Origin of the sequence: Eikenella sp. Marseille-P7795, assembly GCF_916618725.1 — a bacterium.
In the GTDB taxonomy this organism is placed as follows: Bacteria; Pseudomonadota; Gammaproteobacteria; order Burkholderiales; family Neisseriaceae; genus Eikenella; species Eikenella longinqua.
In genome coordinates this window covers 146,638-163,414 of record NZ_CAKAJZ010000001.1, presented here as the reverse complement: position 1 = coordinate 163,414, position 16,777 = coordinate 146,638, and the positions used below count along the sequence as shown (strand labels likewise).

The 16,777-nt window shown below is 60.9% G+C and carries 17 protein-coding genes and 1 other RNA gene; 7 read left to right on the top strand and 11 right to left on the bottom strand.

The window, feature by feature from the left end:
• Positions 1-198 precede the first annotated feature (198 nt).
• From LG371_RS00890 to ssrA, 6 genes are all read left to right on the top strand, one after another.
• Complete coding sequence (locus LG371_RS00890; protein WP_225747497.1) at positions 199-966, top strand: TSUP family transporter; 768 nt, start codon at positions 199-201, stop codon at positions 964-966.
• Between the two features lie 156 nt (positions 967-1,122).
• A complete protein-coding gene (metZ, locus tag LG371_RS00885; protein WP_225747496.1) occupies positions 1,123-2,307 on the top strand; it encodes an O-succinylhomoserine sulfhydrylase in 1,185 nt (394 codons plus the stop codon).
• 276 nt (positions 2,308-2,583) lie between these two features.
• Positions 2,584-3,717: a cell division protein ZapE gene (gene zapE / locus LG371_RS00880; protein WP_225747495.1), complete on the top strand. Its 1,134-nt coding sequence runs from the start codon at positions 2,584-2,586 to the stop codon at positions 3,715-3,717.
• A gap of 112 nt (positions 3,718-3,829) precedes the next feature.
• A complete protein-coding gene (gene pth / locus LG371_RS00875) occupies positions 3,830-4,402 on the top strand; it encodes an aminoacyl-tRNA hydrolase (protein WP_067594474.1) in 573 nt (190 codons plus the stop codon).
• Between the two features lie 58 nt (positions 4,403-4,460).
• Positions 4,461-4,754, top strand: a complete 294-nt coding sequence (locus LG371_RS00870; protein WP_156503574.1) for a hypothetical protein — start codon at positions 4,461-4,463, stop codon at positions 4,752-4,754.
• Between the two features lie 84 nt (positions 4,755-4,838).
• Positions 4,839-5,200, top strand: a transfer-messenger RNA (tmRNA) gene (gene ssrA / locus LG371_RS00865).
• 197 nt (positions 5,201-5,397) lie between these two features.
• On the opposite strand, the gene LG371_RS00860 is transcribed toward ssrA, so the two are convergent.
• From LG371_RS00860 to ligA, 11 genes are all read right to left on the bottom strand, one after another.
• Entirely contained in the window at positions 5,398-6,042 is a 645-nt protein-coding gene (locus LG371_RS00860) for a hypothetical protein (protein ID WP_225747494.1), read from the bottom strand.
• Between the two features lie 16 nt (positions 6,043-6,058).
• Positions 6,059-6,856, bottom strand: a complete 798-nt coding sequence (locus LG371_RS00855) for a ParA family protein (protein ID WP_067594701.1) — start codon at positions 6,854-6,856, stop codon at positions 6,059-6,061.
• A 55-nt stretch (positions 6,857-6,911) separates the two neighbouring features.
• A complete protein-coding gene (rsmG, locus tag LG371_RS00850) occupies positions 6,912-7,535 on the bottom strand; it encodes a 16S rRNA (guanine(527)-N(7))-methyltransferase RsmG (protein WP_225747493.1) in 624 nt (207 codons plus the stop codon).
• Positions 7,536-7,641: 106 nt separating this feature from the next.
• On the bottom strand, positions 7,642-8,076 hold the full coding sequence (locus tag LG371_RS00845; RefSeq protein WP_225747492.1) for a PACE efflux transporter: 435 nt from the start codon (positions 8,074-8,076) through the stop codon (positions 7,642-7,644).
• Between the two features lie 146 nt (positions 8,077-8,222).
• Positions 8,223-9,290, bottom strand: a complete 1,068-nt coding sequence (locus LG371_RS00840; protein ID WP_067594457.1) for an AI-2E family transporter — start codon at positions 9,288-9,290, stop codon at positions 8,223-8,225.
• Between the two features lie 138 nt (positions 9,291-9,428).
• Entirely contained in the window at positions 9,429-10,076 is a 648-nt protein-coding gene (gene recR / locus LG371_RS00835; RefSeq protein ID WP_067594454.1) for a recombination mediator RecR, read from the bottom strand.
• Positions 10,077-10,197: 121 nt separating this feature from the next.
• Positions 10,198-11,373, bottom strand: a complete 1,176-nt coding sequence (locus tag LG371_RS00830; RefSeq protein ID WP_067594451.1) for an LD-carboxypeptidase — start codon at positions 11,371-11,373, stop codon at positions 10,198-10,200.
• Between the two features lie 124 nt (positions 11,374-11,497).
• Positions 11,498-11,992, bottom strand: coding sequence for a hypothetical protein (locus LG371_RS00825; RefSeq protein ID WP_225747491.1), 495 nt, complete (start codon positions 11,990-11,992; stop codon positions 11,498-11,500).
• A 93-nt stretch (positions 11,993-12,085) separates the two neighbouring features.
• A complete protein-coding gene (locus tag LG371_RS00820; protein ID WP_225747490.1) occupies positions 12,086-12,499 on the bottom strand; it encodes an HIT family protein in 414 nt (137 codons plus the stop codon).
• Between the two features lie 226 nt (positions 12,500-12,725).
• Positions 12,726-13,232 (bottom strand): hypothetical protein, encoded by a 507-nt coding sequence (locus LG371_RS00815; protein ID WP_067594446.1) that lies wholly within the window; start codon positions 13,230-13,232, stop codon positions 12,726-12,728.
• Positions 13,233-13,682: 450 nt separating this feature from the next.
• Positions 13,683-16,037 (bottom strand): NAD-dependent DNA ligase LigA, encoded by a 2,355-nt coding sequence (gene ligA, locus LG371_RS00810; RefSeq protein WP_225747489.1) that lies wholly within the window; start codon positions 16,035-16,037, stop codon positions 13,683-13,685.
• Between the two features lie 177 nt (positions 16,038-16,214).
• Between ligA and LG371_RS00805 the strand changes: the two genes are divergently transcribed.
• Positions 16,215-16,664 (top strand): tetratricopeptide repeat protein, encoded by a 450-nt coding sequence (locus tag LG371_RS00805; RefSeq protein ID WP_067594439.1) that lies wholly within the window; start codon positions 16,215-16,217, stop codon positions 16,662-16,664.
• The last annotated feature ends 113 nt before the right edge of the window (positions 16,665-16,777 follow it).

The window sequence follows — 16,777 nt, the reverse complement described above, 5'->3', positions numbered from 1 at the left end:
CTACCTGAAAACGGTAGTGTGCGGATGGCTGGCAGTTGATTGGCAACCGCCGGGCTGCCGTTGGGTTTTGCTTGTTCTTCTAACATTTTCAGGTAGCCTGTTCACCTTCCTGCGGGAGGGTGCGGCAAACCGCAGGTATGCCTCACAAGCAGCCCGTTGCATTCTGCCGTTTGAAACAATAAAACATCGGAGAAACTCATGGACATCCCTTTTCTGCTGTTGCTGGCCGCCGGCTTTTTGGCCGGCCTGATGGACGCGGCGGTGGGCGGCGGCGGGCTGCTGCAATTGCCGGCGCTGTTCGGCGTGCTGCCGGCCGCCACACCCGTGCCCACTGTGCTGGGCACCAACAAGCTGGGCTCTTTCGCCGGCACGTTCACCGCCGCCACGCAGTTTGCCCGCCGCATGCCGCTGCCGTGGAAAATGCTGCTGCCGGCCGGCGCGCTGGCGTTTGCCGCTTCGTTTGCCGGGGCGAAAATGGTGGCCTATGTGCCGGTGCAGTATATGAAACCGGCCATGCTGGCGATTATGGTTGCCATGTTTGCCTACACTTTTTGGCGCAAGGATTTGGGGCAAACGGCGCGCACCGCCGCGCTCCCCCGCCGCGAAACGGCGCTGGGCATGGCCTTCGGCGCGGCCATCGGTTTCTACGACGGCATCTTCGGCCCGGGCACGGGCAGCCTGCTGGCCTTCGTGTTCGTGCGCTTCTTCGCCTACGATTTTCTTACTGCCACCGCCTGTGCCAAAGTGATTAATCTGATGACCAATCTGGCGGCGCTGAGCTTTTTCGTGCCGGGCGGGCATGTGCTGTGGCAGTGGGCTTTGCCCTTGGCGGCGGCCAACCTACTGGGCGGTTTTTGCGGCGCGCGTTTGGCCGTGCTCGGCGGCAGCCGCTGGTTGCGTTATGGCTTTATGGCGCTGCTGTGTCTTTTGATTGGCAATTTCGCCCGCCAGCTGTGGCTGGGCTGAGGGCGGGTTTTCGGCGGCGGGCAAAAAGAGTATGCTTGAGGCCGAAGATTGCTTTGTTCACTTGATATTGGTTTTTCAGGTAGCCTCAGCCCAAAGGCCCTAAGAGCTACCTGAAAAGTATTTCCTTTTACCATTCATTCACTTGGAAAAGACATCATGCCCCACTCCAAACCCCTCCACCCGCAAACCTTAGCCATCCGCGGCGCCAAAGAGCAAACCGGCTACAACGAACACAACCAAGCCCTGTTTATCACCAGCAGCTTCATGTTCGACACTGCCGCCGACGGCGCCGCCCTGTTTGCCCACCAAAAGCCCGGCTTCACCTACTCGCGCACCGCTAACCCCACCGTGGCCGCCTTTGCCCAACGCATCGCCCTGCTGGAAAAAGGCGAAGCCGGCATCGCCACCGCCACCGGCATGGCCGCCATCCAAGCCGCCCTGCTCACCTTCCTCAGCGCCGGTGACCACCTCATTACCAGCCGCAGCCTGTTCGGCACCACCATGGGCTTCATCACCAACCACCTCACCCGCTTCGGCATCGAAGTTTCCCTCGTGCCGCAGAGCGACTTGGCCGCCTGGCGCGCCGCCGTGAAGCCCAACACCAAAATGCTGTTTGTGGAAACCCCCTCCAACCCGCTCAACGAGCTGGCCGACATCGCCGAGCTGGCCAACATCGCCCACGGCTGCGGCGCCCTTCTGGCGGTGGACAACTGCTTCTGCTCGCCCGCGCTGCAACAGCCGCTCACCTTCGGCGCCGATTTGTCCGTGCAATCCGCCACCAAGGCCATCGACGGCCACGGCCGCGTGCTCGGCGGCGTGGTGTGCGGCAAAGCCGATTTGATGGAGAAAGTGGCCATGTATGCCAACTCCGCCGGCCTGCTGCTCTCGCCCTTCAACGCCTGGGTGCTGCTTTCCGGCTGCGAAACCCTGCCGTTGCGCATGGAAAAACAAAGCGCGCAGGCGCTGGAAATCGCCCAATGGCTGCAAGGCCGGGGCGAAGTGGCCAAAGTGTATTACAGCGGCCTGGCCGACCACCCGCAAGCCGCTCTGGCCGCCAAACAGCAGGCTTCCGGCGGCATCGTGGTGGCCTTCGAGCTCAAAGGCGGACAGCACGCCGCCTGGCAGGTGATCGACCACGTGAAAGTGTTCTCCAAAACCGCCAACCTCGGCGACGTGCGCTCCACCATCACCCACCCCTGGACCACCACCCACTGCCGCATGGAGCCCAAAGCCAAGCTTGAAGCCGGCATCCGCGAAGGACTCATCCGCCTCTCCATCGGCCTGGAAGACAGCGCCGATTTGATCGCCGATTTGCAGCAGGCGCTGGAACGCATCCAATAAGCCCGCCGCGCATAGCAAAGGCTACCTGAAAATGCCGAAACATTTTTCAGGTAGCCTTTCTATTGCCCGCCATATCGGGCAGAATAGCGCCGTTTGAATTGAGCCAAACAATTTTAGCTTCGCAGAAACTCGCTTTGCTCGTTTTCAGGTAGCCTGCTATCCCGTGAAGGCTACCTGAAAAACCAAGCCTCGGCGCCGCAGGCTAAGCGTCTGCCAAGCCCAAACGCAAACCCATCCCATCAGTCCAACCGAAAAATCCAACCGAAAACACACACCATGACCGCCTTCACCCCGCCCCCCTTCGCCGGCCACAGCCCCTTAAGCTGGTACCAAGCCGCCGCCCAACAGCCCGGCTTCATCCGCGATGCCGCCCAAGAAACCGCCGTCCGCCGCCTTGACCGGCTCTGGCACGAGCTCGCCGCCCACCGTTCGCAGCGCGGCAGCCTGTTCGGCAAACTCTTCGGCAAAAAAGCTGCCCCGCCCAAAGGCCTTTATTTTTATGGCGGCGTCGGGCGCGGCAAAAGCTTCCTCATGGACGCCTTCCACGGCTGCCTGCCGCCCGGCAGCGCCCGCCGCGCCCACTTCCACGCCTTCATGGCCGAAGCCCACCGCCGCATGCGCGAACACAAAAACCAAACCAACCCCCTGCAAGCCGTCGCCCGCGACATCGCCCGCGAAGCCCAAGTGCTCTGCTTCGACGAATTCCACGTGAGCGACATCGCCGACGCCATGATCCTCGGCCGCCTGCTCGAAGGCCTGCTCGCCGAAGGCATCGTCCTCGTGGCCACCTCCAACTACGAGCCCGCCGGCCTCTACCCCCAAGGCCAAAACCGCAGCAGCTTCCTGCCCACCATCGCCCTGCTCGAACGCAGCCTCGACATCCTCAACGTAGACAGCGGCCAAGACTACCGCCAGCGCAGCCTCACCCCTGCCGACATCTTCTTCATTTCCGACGATGCTCGCAGTGAAGAGCAGCTCGCCGCCCTGTTTGCGCGGCACACCGGCCAAGCCCCTCAAGCCGGCACGCTGCCCCTGCTCGGCCGCCAAATCCCCACCCAAGGCCAAGCCGACGGCGCATTATGGTTTCATTTCGACGCCCTGTGCCGCGGCCCCCGCTCCCAGGCCGACTACCTCGCCCTGGCCGAGCAAAACCGCATGATTTTCGTCTCGCACATCCCCAAGCTCGGCGAAAGCGAACACGCCGAAGCCCGCCGCCTCACCTGGCTCATCGACGTGCTCTACGACTACCGCGTCAAACTCAGCGCCAGCCTCGCCGCCCCGCCCGAACAGCTCTACACCCGGGGCAGCTTCGCCCACGAATTCGTGCGCAGCGCCAGCCGCCTTACCGAAATGCAGTCCGAAGCCTACCTCGCCCTGCCGCACCTCACGCTGGACAAAGAGGCTACCTGAAAAACCAGACACAACAGCAATCCCGCGAAGTGAAAACCGAATCTTCAATTTTTCAGGTAGCCTTTCCGCCTAAGCCAAAGGCTACCTGAAAGACCAAACCAAAGGACACCCCATGCCCATCAAACTCATCGTCGGCCTCGGCAACCCCGGCCCCGAATACGACGACACCCGCCACAACGCCGGCTTCTGGCTGCTCGACGAGCTCGCCCACAAATGGCAAGCCCGCTGGCAAGACGACAAGAAATTCTTCGGCCACAGCGCCCGCAGCGTGCAGCCCGAAGGAGAAATCCGCCTGCTCAAACCGCAAACCTATATGAACCGCTCCGGCCAATCCGTGCAGGCGCTCGCCGCGTTCTACAAAATCAAGCCGCAGGAAATCCTCGTGATCCACGACGAGCTCGACCTCGAGCCCGGCCGCATCAAATTCAAGCTCGGCGGCGGCAATGGCGGCCACAACGGCCTCAAAGACATCCAAGCCCGCCTCGGCACGCCCGATTTCTACCGCCTGCGCCTGGGCATCGGCCACCCCGGCGAACGCAGCGAAGTGATCAACTACGTGCTGAAAAAGCCCCGCGCCGAAGACCGCGAGCTCATCAGCCAAGCCATCACCAAATCCATCGACACCCTGCCCGCCATCCTCGCCGGCGACATCGCCGCCGCCCAGCGCGTGCTGCACGGCAAATAGCGGCGCGGCTCGGGCAGATACTGGTAGATAAAGGCTACCTGAAAAACAGGGGATGAGCATGAGCAAAGATTTTCGTGTTTTAAAAGCATCGTTGGCCGCAATGATTACTGCGCTGGCAACAGGCGTGGGCTTGGGTGTAACAACGCTGCTGTTGGTGGTTTTAGGGCTGCTCACAGATGTATTTGAAATGTATTATGATGATGCCAATCAGGCGTTTTGGGCGGGGATGGCATTATCGCTGGCGGGTGCATTGATAGCGGGGGCCGTGGTGTTTGTCACTGTTTATTCTGCTTATTCTGCCGACGACGAAAAGCAGGACGGCAAGCGGCGTGTTCACATCCGCCGGAGGTGATGAGGAGTGAGGGTTTTCAGGTAGCCTCTTGCCGGGCGGATTGTCCAAACCGGCCGCCCGGCGTATAATCCGCCTTCCTTATCTGGGGGCGACCTTGGTTTCGACGGGGGTTGCAAAGCAGATGCGGGCATACCGGGATCTCAGATTTCCCGTAAAACACTGAATTCAAATAGTCGCAAACGACGAAACTTTTGCATTGGCCGCTTAAGGCCTGCCGTTGCAGCAGTTGGTCAATGGGCTGTGTGGCGCAAGCCACGGCAACGTCATTTCACATTGACTGGTTTTCCGCCGGGTTACTTGGCGGGAAATAAGATTTAAGGTAACTGGCCTCCAAACAGCCTGTCTGTCGGCGGAATGGGGGCGAGATTCAAGTTGGCACGACTAAGTATGTAGAACGCTCTGTAGAGGACTTTCGGACGGGGGTTCGATTCCCCCCGCCTCCACCAATTGGCAAAAATACCCTGCTTTATGCGGGGTATTTTTATTGCCTGCCGTTGGGGAGAGGCTACCTGAAAAGTGGCATGCGGCTGCTATAGCGGATCAACTTAACTTTCGCTACGGCGTTAGCCTGCCTTGCCGTACTCCTGTACTGTCTGCGGCTCGCTGCCTGGTATCGAAAGCCAATTTGATTCGCTATATGCGTTTAACACCATCTCGGGCGCAGGGTGCGGCTGGCGGGGTTTTGGAAGAAGGGGTGGAGCAGGCGCTGCAAGTGGGGCAGGAGCGGGGCGATGGCGGGCTCGCGGCAGTGGGCGGCGCGGTAATAGAGGGCGAAGATTTCGGCCTGCTGCTCCATGTTGAGGCGGCTGAGGTGGGGTACGGCGGCGAGGTGGGGCAGGCGGTAGGCGCGCTGTTTCAGGTAGCCGCCGCGCAGGGCGGTGAGGAGGCCGCCGAGCCACACGGGGAAGCCGTTTTGGTGTTGCCACACGTGGGCGAGCTCGTGTATCAGCCGAGCGCGTTCGGGCTGGGGCGGGCGGAGAAATCGGGGCAGAGTTTGCAGGCGGGGAAGTGGATGTGGCCGAAGGGGCAACGGCCACGCCGAGGGGCGGCAGCCACCAGGTGCCGAAGCGCAGGCGGATGCGGGAGTAGTCCAGCCCGTTGCCGAACACGCTGCGGCGAGCCGGGTTTCGGCGGGGGTGAGGGGCGGAATGGCGGGGCATGAATGGGAAGGGGAGTGGGCGGCGGTGGAGGCTACCTGAAAATGTGTGGGCGGCTGGGTGTGCGGCAGTTTGGTTTTATTGTGGGTGTGTGAACTTGTGGGCTGCTGGTGCTTTGGCTGCGCAGACATTTGCTTTGTTTGTTTTTCAGGTAGCCTGCTGTGTGTTGGCGGCGTTTGGATTGCAGCGGGCGAGCACTTCGTCGGCGAGTTCCAGATAGGCCAGGGTGCCTTTGGCTTTGGGGTCGTAGGCCAGGGCGGGCATGCCGTAGCTGGGGGCTTCGGCCAGGCGCACGTTACGCGGGATGATGGTGCGGAACACGAGGCGGGAGAAGTGTTTTTCCAGCTGGTCGCTCACTTCCAGGGAGAGGCGGCTTTGGGTGTTGTACATGGTGCGGGCGATGCCGAGGATGTCGAGCTTGGGGTTGATGGCTTTGCGGATTTTGCGCACGGTGGCGATGAGGTCGGAGATGCCTTCGAGCGCGTAGTATTCGCACACCATGGGCACCACGAGCTTGTCGGCGGCCACGAGGCCGTTGAGGGTGAGCAGGGTGAGGGTGGGCGGGCAGTCGATGAGGATGATGTCGTATTCGGACAAAAGCGGCTGGATGGCGGTTTTGAGGCGCATCTCGCGGGCGATTTCCTGAATCAGCTCGACTTCGGCACCGGCCAGCGAGCGGTTGGCGGCGAGGATGTCGTAGTGGCCTTTGGGGCTTCTGAGGCGGGCTTCGGCGGCGGGGATTTGTTCGAGCAAGACTTGGTAGGTGCCGGCGCGCAGGCTGCTTTTGTCGATGCCGCTGCCGGTGCTGGCGTTGCCTTGCGGGTCGAGGTCGATCAGCAGCACGCGCTGTTGGCGGCTGGCCAGGGAGGCGGCCAAATTGACGGCGGTGGTGGTTTTGCCCACGCCGCCTTTTTGGTTGGCAATGGCGATAACTGTGGCGCTCATCATTCGGCCTTTCTGTGTGGAGGGTTTCAAGTAGCCTGCGCGGCGGCGGCGCAGGCTATTTCTGCCGCATGATTACCATGTGCCGCTCGGCGTCGAGCATGGGCACGTTGAGCTTGTCGGCGGCCACTACTTCGATGTCGGCGGGGAGCTGGGCGATTTCTTCGTAGGGGTACACGCCTTTCATGGCGGCCCAGTAGCCGTGTTCGTTGAGCAGGTGTTTGGTGAGGGCGACGAAATCGGCGAGCTCGGCGAAGGCGCGGCTGGTAACCACGTCTACTTTTTTGTCGTAGATGGTTTCCACGCGGCCGGAAGCCACGGTAACGTTGGAGAGGCCGAGTTCGATTACGGTTTGCTGCAAGAAGGCGGTTTTTTTGGTGTTGGAATCGAGCAGGGTGATGTGCAGGTCGGGGCGGCAAATGGCGGTGGGAATGCCGGGCATGCCGCTGCCGGAGCCCACGTCCATCAGGGTTTTTGCCTCTTGCACATAGGGCAGCAGGGTGAGGCTGTCGAGGATGTGGTGGCTGATGATTTTGTCGTCGCGGCGCAGGGCGGTGAGGTTGTACACGCGGTTCCACTTTTGCAGCAGCGAGGCGTATTCGAGCAGCAGGAGCTGCTGGGCGGTGTTGAGGCTGAGGCCGAGCTCGGCGAGGCCTGTTTGCAGTTTTTGTTTGTTGTCCATAATGATTGCGAAAGATTAGGGCTACCTGAAAAAGGGTTTCGGCTGTTTTCAGGTAGCCTGTTTGAAAGTTTGGCTAATTTTACTCTATCCGGCGGTTTTGCAAAACCTAATGCGCTTCGGATATGCCCTGCCGCCGCGCCAGCAGGCGGGCACGCAGGTGGTCGAAGGCCCAATTGTAGGCCAGGGAATAGAGCACGATGAGCAGGGTGAGGCCGAGGTCGGCAAGCAGCGCCTGCCACAGCTTGATTTGCAGAAACCAGGCAATCAGCGGCGTGGTGAAAAACAGCAGCCCGCCTTCAAACGCGCCGGTTTGCAGCATCCTCACGCCCCAGCCGCGCCGCTCGCGCCGGCCGGTGAAGATTTTGTCGAAGCCCCAGTTGAACACAAAATTCCACACCATCGCCGTTACCGACACCGCCACGCTCATGCCAAACGCCGTGCCGGCCTGCGAATGCCCGAACAGCAGCACGGCAATCGCCGAAATCAGCACCGCGCCGATTTCAAACAGCAGGGAATGGATAAAACGCTCGAAGAAGCTCACGGTTTGGCTCGGATAAATCGGATAAAAAGGAGGCGGTATTATACCGCAGAGGCTACCTGAAAAAATTTCAGGTAGCCTTTAATGTGTCGGGCAGCTTGGGCATCCATGCCCGAGCCGGCGGGATTTTTCAGGTAGCCCCTATCCTGCTAAATCAGCCCGCGCTGTTTCAGCTCGTTTTTCAGATAAGCATAATACACCGGCGCGATGATGATGCCGCCGATGCCGAAAATCCGCTCGAACACCACCATCACCAAGAGCAATTCCCACGCGCTCGATTCAATCTGCGAGCCGATGATTTTCGCGTTTAAAAAATACTCCAGCTTGTGCACCACCACCAAAAACACCAGCGAAGCCACCGCCACATAGAGCGACACGCCCAGGCTGAGGATGATGATGACCGTGTTGGAAATCAGGTTGCCCGCCACCGGAATCAGCCCCACCACAAAGGCAATCACCAACACCGTGAGGCGGAAGGGCAGCGCCACGCCGAAGAGCGGCAGAATCAGATACAGATACGCCGCCGTTACCGCCGTGTCGATCAGCGAAATCTTCACCTGCGCAATAAACACGCGCTCGAAGCTGTGCTGGAAGTTCACCACGCGGCGCACCAGCTCGGCCTTAAACGCGGGCATTTGACGGCGTTGGCGTCGCAGGTTCAGGCGGTGGAAGCTGAGCAGCGCGCCGATGATCACGCCGATGATCACATACACGAAGGAGGTGAAACTGTTGCGGCTGATGCGGGTAAGCGTGGCGCCGTATTCGGTAATCAGCTCGGCGGCGGCGGCTTTGATTTCGGCCAGGTTTTCCGGCAGCATGTTTAGGATGGCGGGCGGCAGGTCGCTGCTGTTTTTTGTGTCGGCTAGGATGGCGGCGAGCTTGCCCAGCATTACGGAAATGTGCCCGCCGTGCAGCAGGCGGTACACGCCCAGCGCCATCAGGAAAATGGCCAGCAGCACCAGGCCGATGGTGAGCGTGGCGGAGACGAGGTTGATGTTGCGCACGTTGAGCGAGCGGTGCAGGAAGGTGTTGTGCGGCAGCAGGCGGCGGCGTATCCATAAAATCAGGCCGTTGGTTTGGCTGATAAACACGTAGGTGAGGATAACGGAGAGCAGCAGCGGCAGAAAGCGGTAGTGCAGGATCAGCAGCAGGGCGGCGGCCATCAGGATGTAGGAGGCGGTGCGGTGGGCGGGGTGGTCGGGTTTGGCGGGGAGCATGGGCGAGTTCGTGGTGTGGATGGGAGTGAGGGGCTACCTGAAAGTGGATGGCATTGGTTTCATTGAAGCTAATGTTTTCAGGTAGCCTGGGCGGGATAGCGGCGGCTGGGAGGCTACCTGAAAATTTCCGCGGCGGGTTTAGGGTTGGTGTTCCGTTTCGGCTGCGGCGGCGCTGTCGGTTTCTTTCACCAGCCGCCGTTCGTACACGGATTGCGCCAGCGTTCCGGCGTCGATGTATTCCAGCTCGCTGCCCAGCGGCATGCCCTGCGCCAGGCGGCTCACGCGGTAGGGCAGGTTTTTGAAGAGCTCGGCCAGCACATAGGCGGTGGCGTTGCCTTCGGGGGTGAAGGCGGTGGCGATGATCACTTCTTCCACTTCGCTTTCTTGCAAACGCGCCACCAGCTTATCCAGCGCGATGTGCTGCAAATCCATGCCCTGCGCGGGGCTGATCTGCCCCATGAGCACGAAATAGAGGCCGTCGTGGCAATGGGCGGCTTCCATGCCGGCCACGTCGGCGGGCAGGTGCACAATCATCAGGCGGCGGCGGTCGCGCTCGGGGTTGGCGCAGATGGCGCAGAGCTCGCCTTCGCAGAAGGTGTTGCACAAGCGGCAGTGCTGCACGGCGGTGAGGGCGTGCTGGAGGGCGGCAGCCAGCTCGGCGGCGCCGTCGCGCTTGTGGCGCAGGAGCTCGTAGGCCATGCGGCGGGCGGATTTGGGGCCGACGTTGGGCAGGATTTCGAGGGCGGCGGTGAGGCGGGCGAAGGCGTCGGTTTTTTTGCGGGTCATGGTGGGAATGGGTTTCAGGGGCCTGGGCGCGATATGGGGCCGAACGGCGGCGGCACAAGCGCGATGGTTTTCAGGTAGCCTCTTCTTTCTCCGATGAGGCTACCTGAAAACGCTGCGGCGGCTATTCGCCGGCTTCGCTGTTGTCTTCCGCCGGGGCGGGGTTGTCGAAGGAGGGCGGGGGTGGCAGCAGGTTGTTGAGCGTGAGGGCGGCGGGGTTGAGCGTGGGGTGGCCGCTGAAGCGGGCGGTGTAGCCGCCGGCGCCGTTGCCGCGGATGGCGGTGGGCACGCCCAGCGGGAAGGTGGCGAGGTTGCTGATGTGGCCGAAGGGGAAGCCGGTGAGCACGGGGATGCCGCTGATGCGGCGCAGGGTGCGGATGACGCTGGAGAGGTCGTAGCCGCCGTCGTACACGTCGCGGGCGTTGCCCATGCGGAAGTTGCCGAGCACGATGGCCTGCTGCCGCTTGAGGATGCCGGCTAAATGCAGGGTTTGCAGCATGCGCTCGAGGCGGTAGGGCTGCTCGCCCACGTCTTCGAGGAAGAGGATGCCGCCTTCCGGCTGCGGCAGGTAGGCCGAGCCGGCCAGCGAGGCGATGACGCTCAGGTTGCCGCCCCACATGGTGCCGTGCAGGGTGGGCACGTTATCGGCCTGCACGTCGGACACCTGGATGCTCAAATCGGCCTGCGTGCTGCCGTCGATGAAGGCCTGCATGGCATACACCGAGGGCTGCGCCTTGCCGAAGCCGCTGTAAAGCATGGGGCCGGCGAAGCTGCACATATTGCCCTGCGCCAGCAAGGCGAGCTGGATGGCGCACACATCGCTAAAGCCGAAAAACAGTGTGCCTTGCTCGCGCATGCGCGCGCCGAGCGAGGCCCAATCGATATGCGGCAGCAGGCGCACCGCGCCATAACCGCCGCGCATGCCCATCAGCACCTGCGGCGTGGGCACTTTGCCCGAAGCCACGTCTTGGAAATCGGCAATGCGTTCGGCATCCGTGCCGGCAAAACGCTGGTAGCGGCGCTCCACCGCCTGCTGGTTGGTGATGGCAAAGCCGGCGTTATACAGGCGCAACAGGCCGGCCTGCGCCTGCTCGGGGCGCGGGGCAAAGCCCGAAGGCGCCACCACGCGCAAAGCCGTGCCCCCGCCGCTGCGGCGTGGCTGGGTTTGGCCGCCCGGGGCAACGGCGTGCCCGGGCGAAGCAGGCATCACCGGCGCGCTGCACGCCTGCAAAATGCCGGCACCGGCCAGGGTGGCGGAAGCGCTGAGGAAGCGGCGGCGGGAAAGATGGGGAAACAGCATGGCGGGAATCCTTAATCGGTTGGTGTAGTGTTTGGGTGTTTTAGCTTCGCAGAAACTCAGCCTTGGCTGCGCCAAGACATCGTTTTCAGGTAGCCTTTTCGGGGTTTGGGCTACCTGAAAGCAGTTATGCCAAATCAAATTCCTGTTTCATCTGTTCTTGTTCTTTTTCGCTGAACAAGCAGATGCACAAAGCCTGGCAATCGTATTTGCTCCAGCCGTTTTTCGCTTCAAAGTCAAACAGGGCTTGCGACAGGGCTTCATTATTGTCCGCCACGTTGCCGAATGCGGCTTGGAGCGTTGCCGCGGCCACCGGCTCGGGCGTATCAATCAACATAACACCGCAATTATCGGCCAAATTTAAAGGCTCGGATAACGGCAGAGAGAAATAAGTTTTGCTGTCCCAATCCTGCAAAACGAGCTGGTTTTCGCGCACAGCAAAGAATGCGTCCGTGCCGAGCAGATACCACAAGTTTTCATATTCGCCCTCAATCGCATAATCTGCAAACGCTTGATGGAATTCTTTTAGGAAATTGTCTTGGCCGTTATCAAATAAAATGAGCGAGCTGGGCGAAATCGTCAATAAATACGGCTGTTTCATCACGCTTTTCCATTCCATCATTCACAACAAATACCGCCGTTAAAGCAAGCCCGCGATAGCGGTTTCAGGTAGCCTTTGCATTGGGCGAGCGGCAGGCATTATACCAGTCGCCCCTCACGCTTCGGCAGCCAGCAAAGCCGCCACCTGCCGCTGCCAATCGGCCGGCAGCGCCAACTCGGCTTCGCGGCGCGGCGCGGCCCAAATCGAATCGGGGAAACAGGCATCGTTCTCAAAGCGGGCAATCACATGCCAATGCAGGTGCGGCACCTGGTTGCCCAGGCTGGCCAGGTTGATTTTGGCCGGGCGCAACACTTGCCGCATCGCCGCCTCGGTGCGCCACACCGCCGCCATGATTTCCTGCCGCGCTGCTTCCGGCAAATCCGTCATTTCGGCAATATGTTCGCGCCAAATCACGCGGCAAAACGCGGGCGCGGCGGGGCTGTCGTTTACGGCGATGATGCGCAGGCGGCTGTTTTGCCACAATACGGTTTCATCTTCGGCGCGGCACAGCGGGCAGGAGGCGGGCATGGCGGTTTCCTTTCGGGCGGGTGGGTTGGTCAGCCGGGGCAAGGATAGGGCACGGCGGCGGGTTTGCCAAGCGCTTTAACGCTTCGGCGGGAAAGGTAAAGGCTACCTGAAAAACATGTCTTGGCGCAGCCAAGGCTGGGTTTCTGCGAAGCTGAAATCGCTTCAACGCAGTTCAATGGGTGAAAACTTTTTCAGGTAGCCTTTATCGGCATATTGGAAGCCGCCATCAAACAGGCCGTTCCAATTCCCTATCCCAAAACGCCTGCCAGCTGCCGCCAGCCTTGCCGAGGTAAACGGAAAATTCGCTGTTCGCATGGTCGGCGCCATAATCGATTTGCGGCGGCTCGGCTTCATAGCAAACGATGGATACGCTGAATTGATGCGCTTTGCGCCAACGCTCCTGCGTCCAGCCGGTTTGGCGGTGCGCTTCGGGCACGGGCGATGCGGCAGCGCGTTCGCAATCGGCCTGAACTTGGTTGTCTATTTCGTTTAGGGCGCTCAAAATTTCCGCCATCTCGGCTTCGTATTCGTTTTTGAAATATAAGACAATATGGCCGGCGCCCGCGCCCAATTCCAATTCGGTATAGGCGCCATGCTCCGCGTAGCTGCCGCTTTCGTTGCACAAGCGGCGGGTGGCGGCCGCCAGCTCTTGCGCCCAGTTGGTGCCGGCAAAACGGTTGCGCGGAAATGGCGGCTCGGATTGGGCAAGTAGTTGCTTGAAAAAAGAAAACATAGGGCTCCTTGATGGAGTTGGGTTGAAAAGCGGCAAGGATTGCCACGCTTCGGCATCAATCCCCACGGCAATAGATAACGGCATCTAACTCCATGCTTTTTTGATAGAAACTTTATGATTTCGCCGTATCCGTGAACAGCCTGCAGGTAATTGGCCAAAATCTGCTGATGAGCGGGATAGAGCTTGGTGTCGCCGTAAGGGTCTAAATAGATTCCTGTTTTTTCTTTTAAGTGGGAAATGGCGGCCTGAATGGTGTGCTCATCGGTGTCCAAATCCAAATATCGGTATCCGCTGGTGTCTTGGAAATAAATATTCAACATTTTTGCTTTTCTTGAGAAGAAGCGTGGCAAGCATTGATGCAAAGGCATGCGGGCTATACAACTTGCAAGTGAGTTTAATGTACTGTTCCTGCGGGTAGTTGCTGCAGTCTGGCAGGATGCGGCATATTTTTCAGGTAGTCTCTCCCAGCATCCCCAGCAATTCCTCCTCACTCAACACAGCCACGCCCAAGCTCTGCGCCTTTTCCAGCTTGCTGCCGGCGGCTTCGCCCGCCACCACGAAGTCGGTTTTTTTGGACACGCTGCCGCTCACTTTGCCGCCGGCGGCTTCTATCAGGGCGGCGGCCTGGTCGCGTTTCAGCGTGGGCAGCGTGCCGGTGAGCACAAAGGTTTTGCCTGCGATTGCGCTGTTTTCGGAGTGCAGGCTGCCTGAAACGCCGTCCGCACTTTTTTCAGGCAGCCCTTCCGTGAAGGCGGTGATTTCCTGCAACAGTTTGGCGTGTTCAGGCTGGCTGCGCCAGTCTTGCCATTCCTGCGGCAGGGCGGGGTCGGCGGTTAGGGCGTGCAGGCTGCCGGCGAGCTGCCAGAGTTCGGCGGCGCGTTTTTCGCTGAGTTTGATATTGGGCAGACGTTGCAGCCATTGCTCGGGCGCGGCGTATTCTCGGGCTTGGGGCGACGGGGCGGCGGCCTGCGGGGCAACGTGCTGCAATAAGTCGTCCAACATTTTCTGCTGTGCAGGCTGCCTGAAATAGTGGGCGGCGGCATGGGCGACGACGCTGCCGATGTCGGGCAGGCAGGCGAGTATGGGCTGGGGGGCGCGGCGCACGGTGTCGAGGTTGCCGAAGGTGGCGGCAAGCTGTTTGGCGGTGCTTTCGCCGATGTGGCGGATGCCGAGGGCGAACAGGAAGCGGGCGAGCGGCGGTGTGCGGCTTTGGGCGATGCTGTCCAAAATGTTCTGCGCCCATTTGGTGGCGGCGGATTTGTTGTCTTTAATGGTTTGCAGCTTGGCAATATCCAGTTGATAAATATCGGCAAAGCTGTGCAGCACGTCTTGCGCGACGAGGGCTTCGATTTGCCTGTCGCCCAGCCCTGCGATGTCCATCGCCTTGCGGCTGGCGAAATGGATGAGCCCTTGGGCGCGCTGGGCCTGGCAGAGCATTCCGCCGGTGCAGCGGGCGACGGCTTCGCCGGCTTCGCGTTCCACCGCGTTGCCGCACACGGGGCAGGTTTCAGGCAGCCTGAACGGGTCGTACTGCGGTTCTTTGAGGCTACCTGAAAACAAATCGGGTGCAGGCTGCTTTTCCACCATCGGGCGGCGTTCCAGCACCACGCGCACCACTTCGGGAATCACGTCGCCCGCGCGGCGCACCACCACGGTGTCGCCCACACGCACGTCTTTGCGCGCCACTTCGTCCTGATTGTGCAGCGTGGCGTTGGTTACGGTTACGCCGCCCACGAACACGGGCGCAAGCCGCGCCACGGGGGTAATCGCGCCGGTGCGGCCGACCTGCACGTCAATCGCTTCCACCGTGGTGAGGGCCTCTTCGGCGGGGAATTTGTGGGCAACCGCCCAGCGCGGCGCGCGCGACACGAAGCCGAGTTGCCGCTGTTCGGCCAATGAATTGACCTTGACCACCATGCCGTCAATTTCATACGGCAGATTCGGGCGGTGTTCGGCCAGCCGCTCGTATTCGCGCAACACGGCCGCCGCGCCGGTGTACACGCCGAAATAGCCGTAGGGCAGCGAAAAGCCGAGTTCGCCCAGCAGCGCGAGTTCTTCGATATGGCTTTCAGGCTGCCTTGGGATGCCCGCCAGTTGGGCGATGCCGTAAGCAAAAAAATGCAGTTTGCGCTGCGCGGTAATTTTGGAATCGAGCTGGCGCAGGCTGCCGGCGGCGGCGTTGCGCGGATTGGCGAAAGGCTTCTGCCCCGCCGCGAGCTGGCGTTCGTTTAGCGCGGCAAAATCGGCTTTCAGCATCAGCACTTCGCCGCGCACTTCCATCATTTCAGGCAGCGTGTCGCCGTGCAGTTTCAGCGGGATGTTGCGCACGGTTTTGATGTTTTCGGTAACGTTTTCGCCCGTGGTGCCGTCGCCGCGCGTGGCCGCCTGCACCAAAATCCCGTTTTGATACAGCAGGCTGACGGCCAGCCCGTCAAACTTCGGCTCGACGGCGTATTCGGTCTGCGCCACGCCCAGTTCCTTGCACACGCGCTCGTCGAACGCCAAAAATTCGGCATGGTCGAACGCGCCCGTGTCGTAGTCGCGCGGCGAAAAAGCGTTGTTCAGCGACAACATCGGCACGGCGTGGACAACGGTCTCGAAGCCGTCCAACACCGCGCCGCCCACCCGCTGCGTGGGGCTTTCAGGCAGCCTGAACTGCGGATATTCCGCTTCCAGGGCTTCGAGTTCGCGGAACAGGCGGTCGTATTCGCTGTCGGGCACGGTGGGCGCGTCCAAAGTGTAGTATTCGCGGGCGTAGCGGTTTAGCTGGAGAGTGAGATCGCGGATGCGTTGTTGGGCGGTCATGGCGGCGGTGTGATGTGAACAAAAGACGGCGCATATTATCACGCGGGCAAGGAGAAGAGGCTACCTGAAAACGATGTCTTGGCGCAGCCAAGGCTGAGTTTCTGCGAAGCTAAAAACCGCCAAGCATTTTTCAGGTAGCCTGTATAATGCGGCGCATCTCAAACAAAGGAAACCGCCATGGCCGAACTTAACGACCACACCTACCAGCAAATCACCACCCTGTGCGAACAAGGCGATACGCTGGCCGATGAATCCCGCCACGCTGAAGCGCTGGAACACTACTGGCAAGCCTGGGATTTGCTGCCCGAGCCGCAAACCGAATGGGAAGCCGCCACCTGGATACTCGCCGCCATCGGCGACACCGAATTCCTGCGCGGCCGGCACGAAGCCGCCCGCGAAGCCCTCAGCCACGCCATGCACTGCCCCGACGCCATCGGCAACCCCTTCCTGCACCTGCGCCTCGGCCAAGCCCAATTCGAGCTCGGCAATCACGAGTGCGCCGCCGACGAACTCATCCGCGCCTATGCCTTGGGCGAAGAAGATTTGTGGGCAGACGAAGACCCCAAATACCTCGACTTCCTCGCCACCGTGTGCGACGGCATCGAAAACCACAGCCGCAAGCATTAGCCCGCCCTGCTCGATTGCAGCGGCTGGTTGGGGAGCGAAATACTGGCCAGTTCTCTCGCTCCAACCGTGTAGAGCCGGGGCGCTAAACTGGGTTTGGGTATTCCATTTGGCCA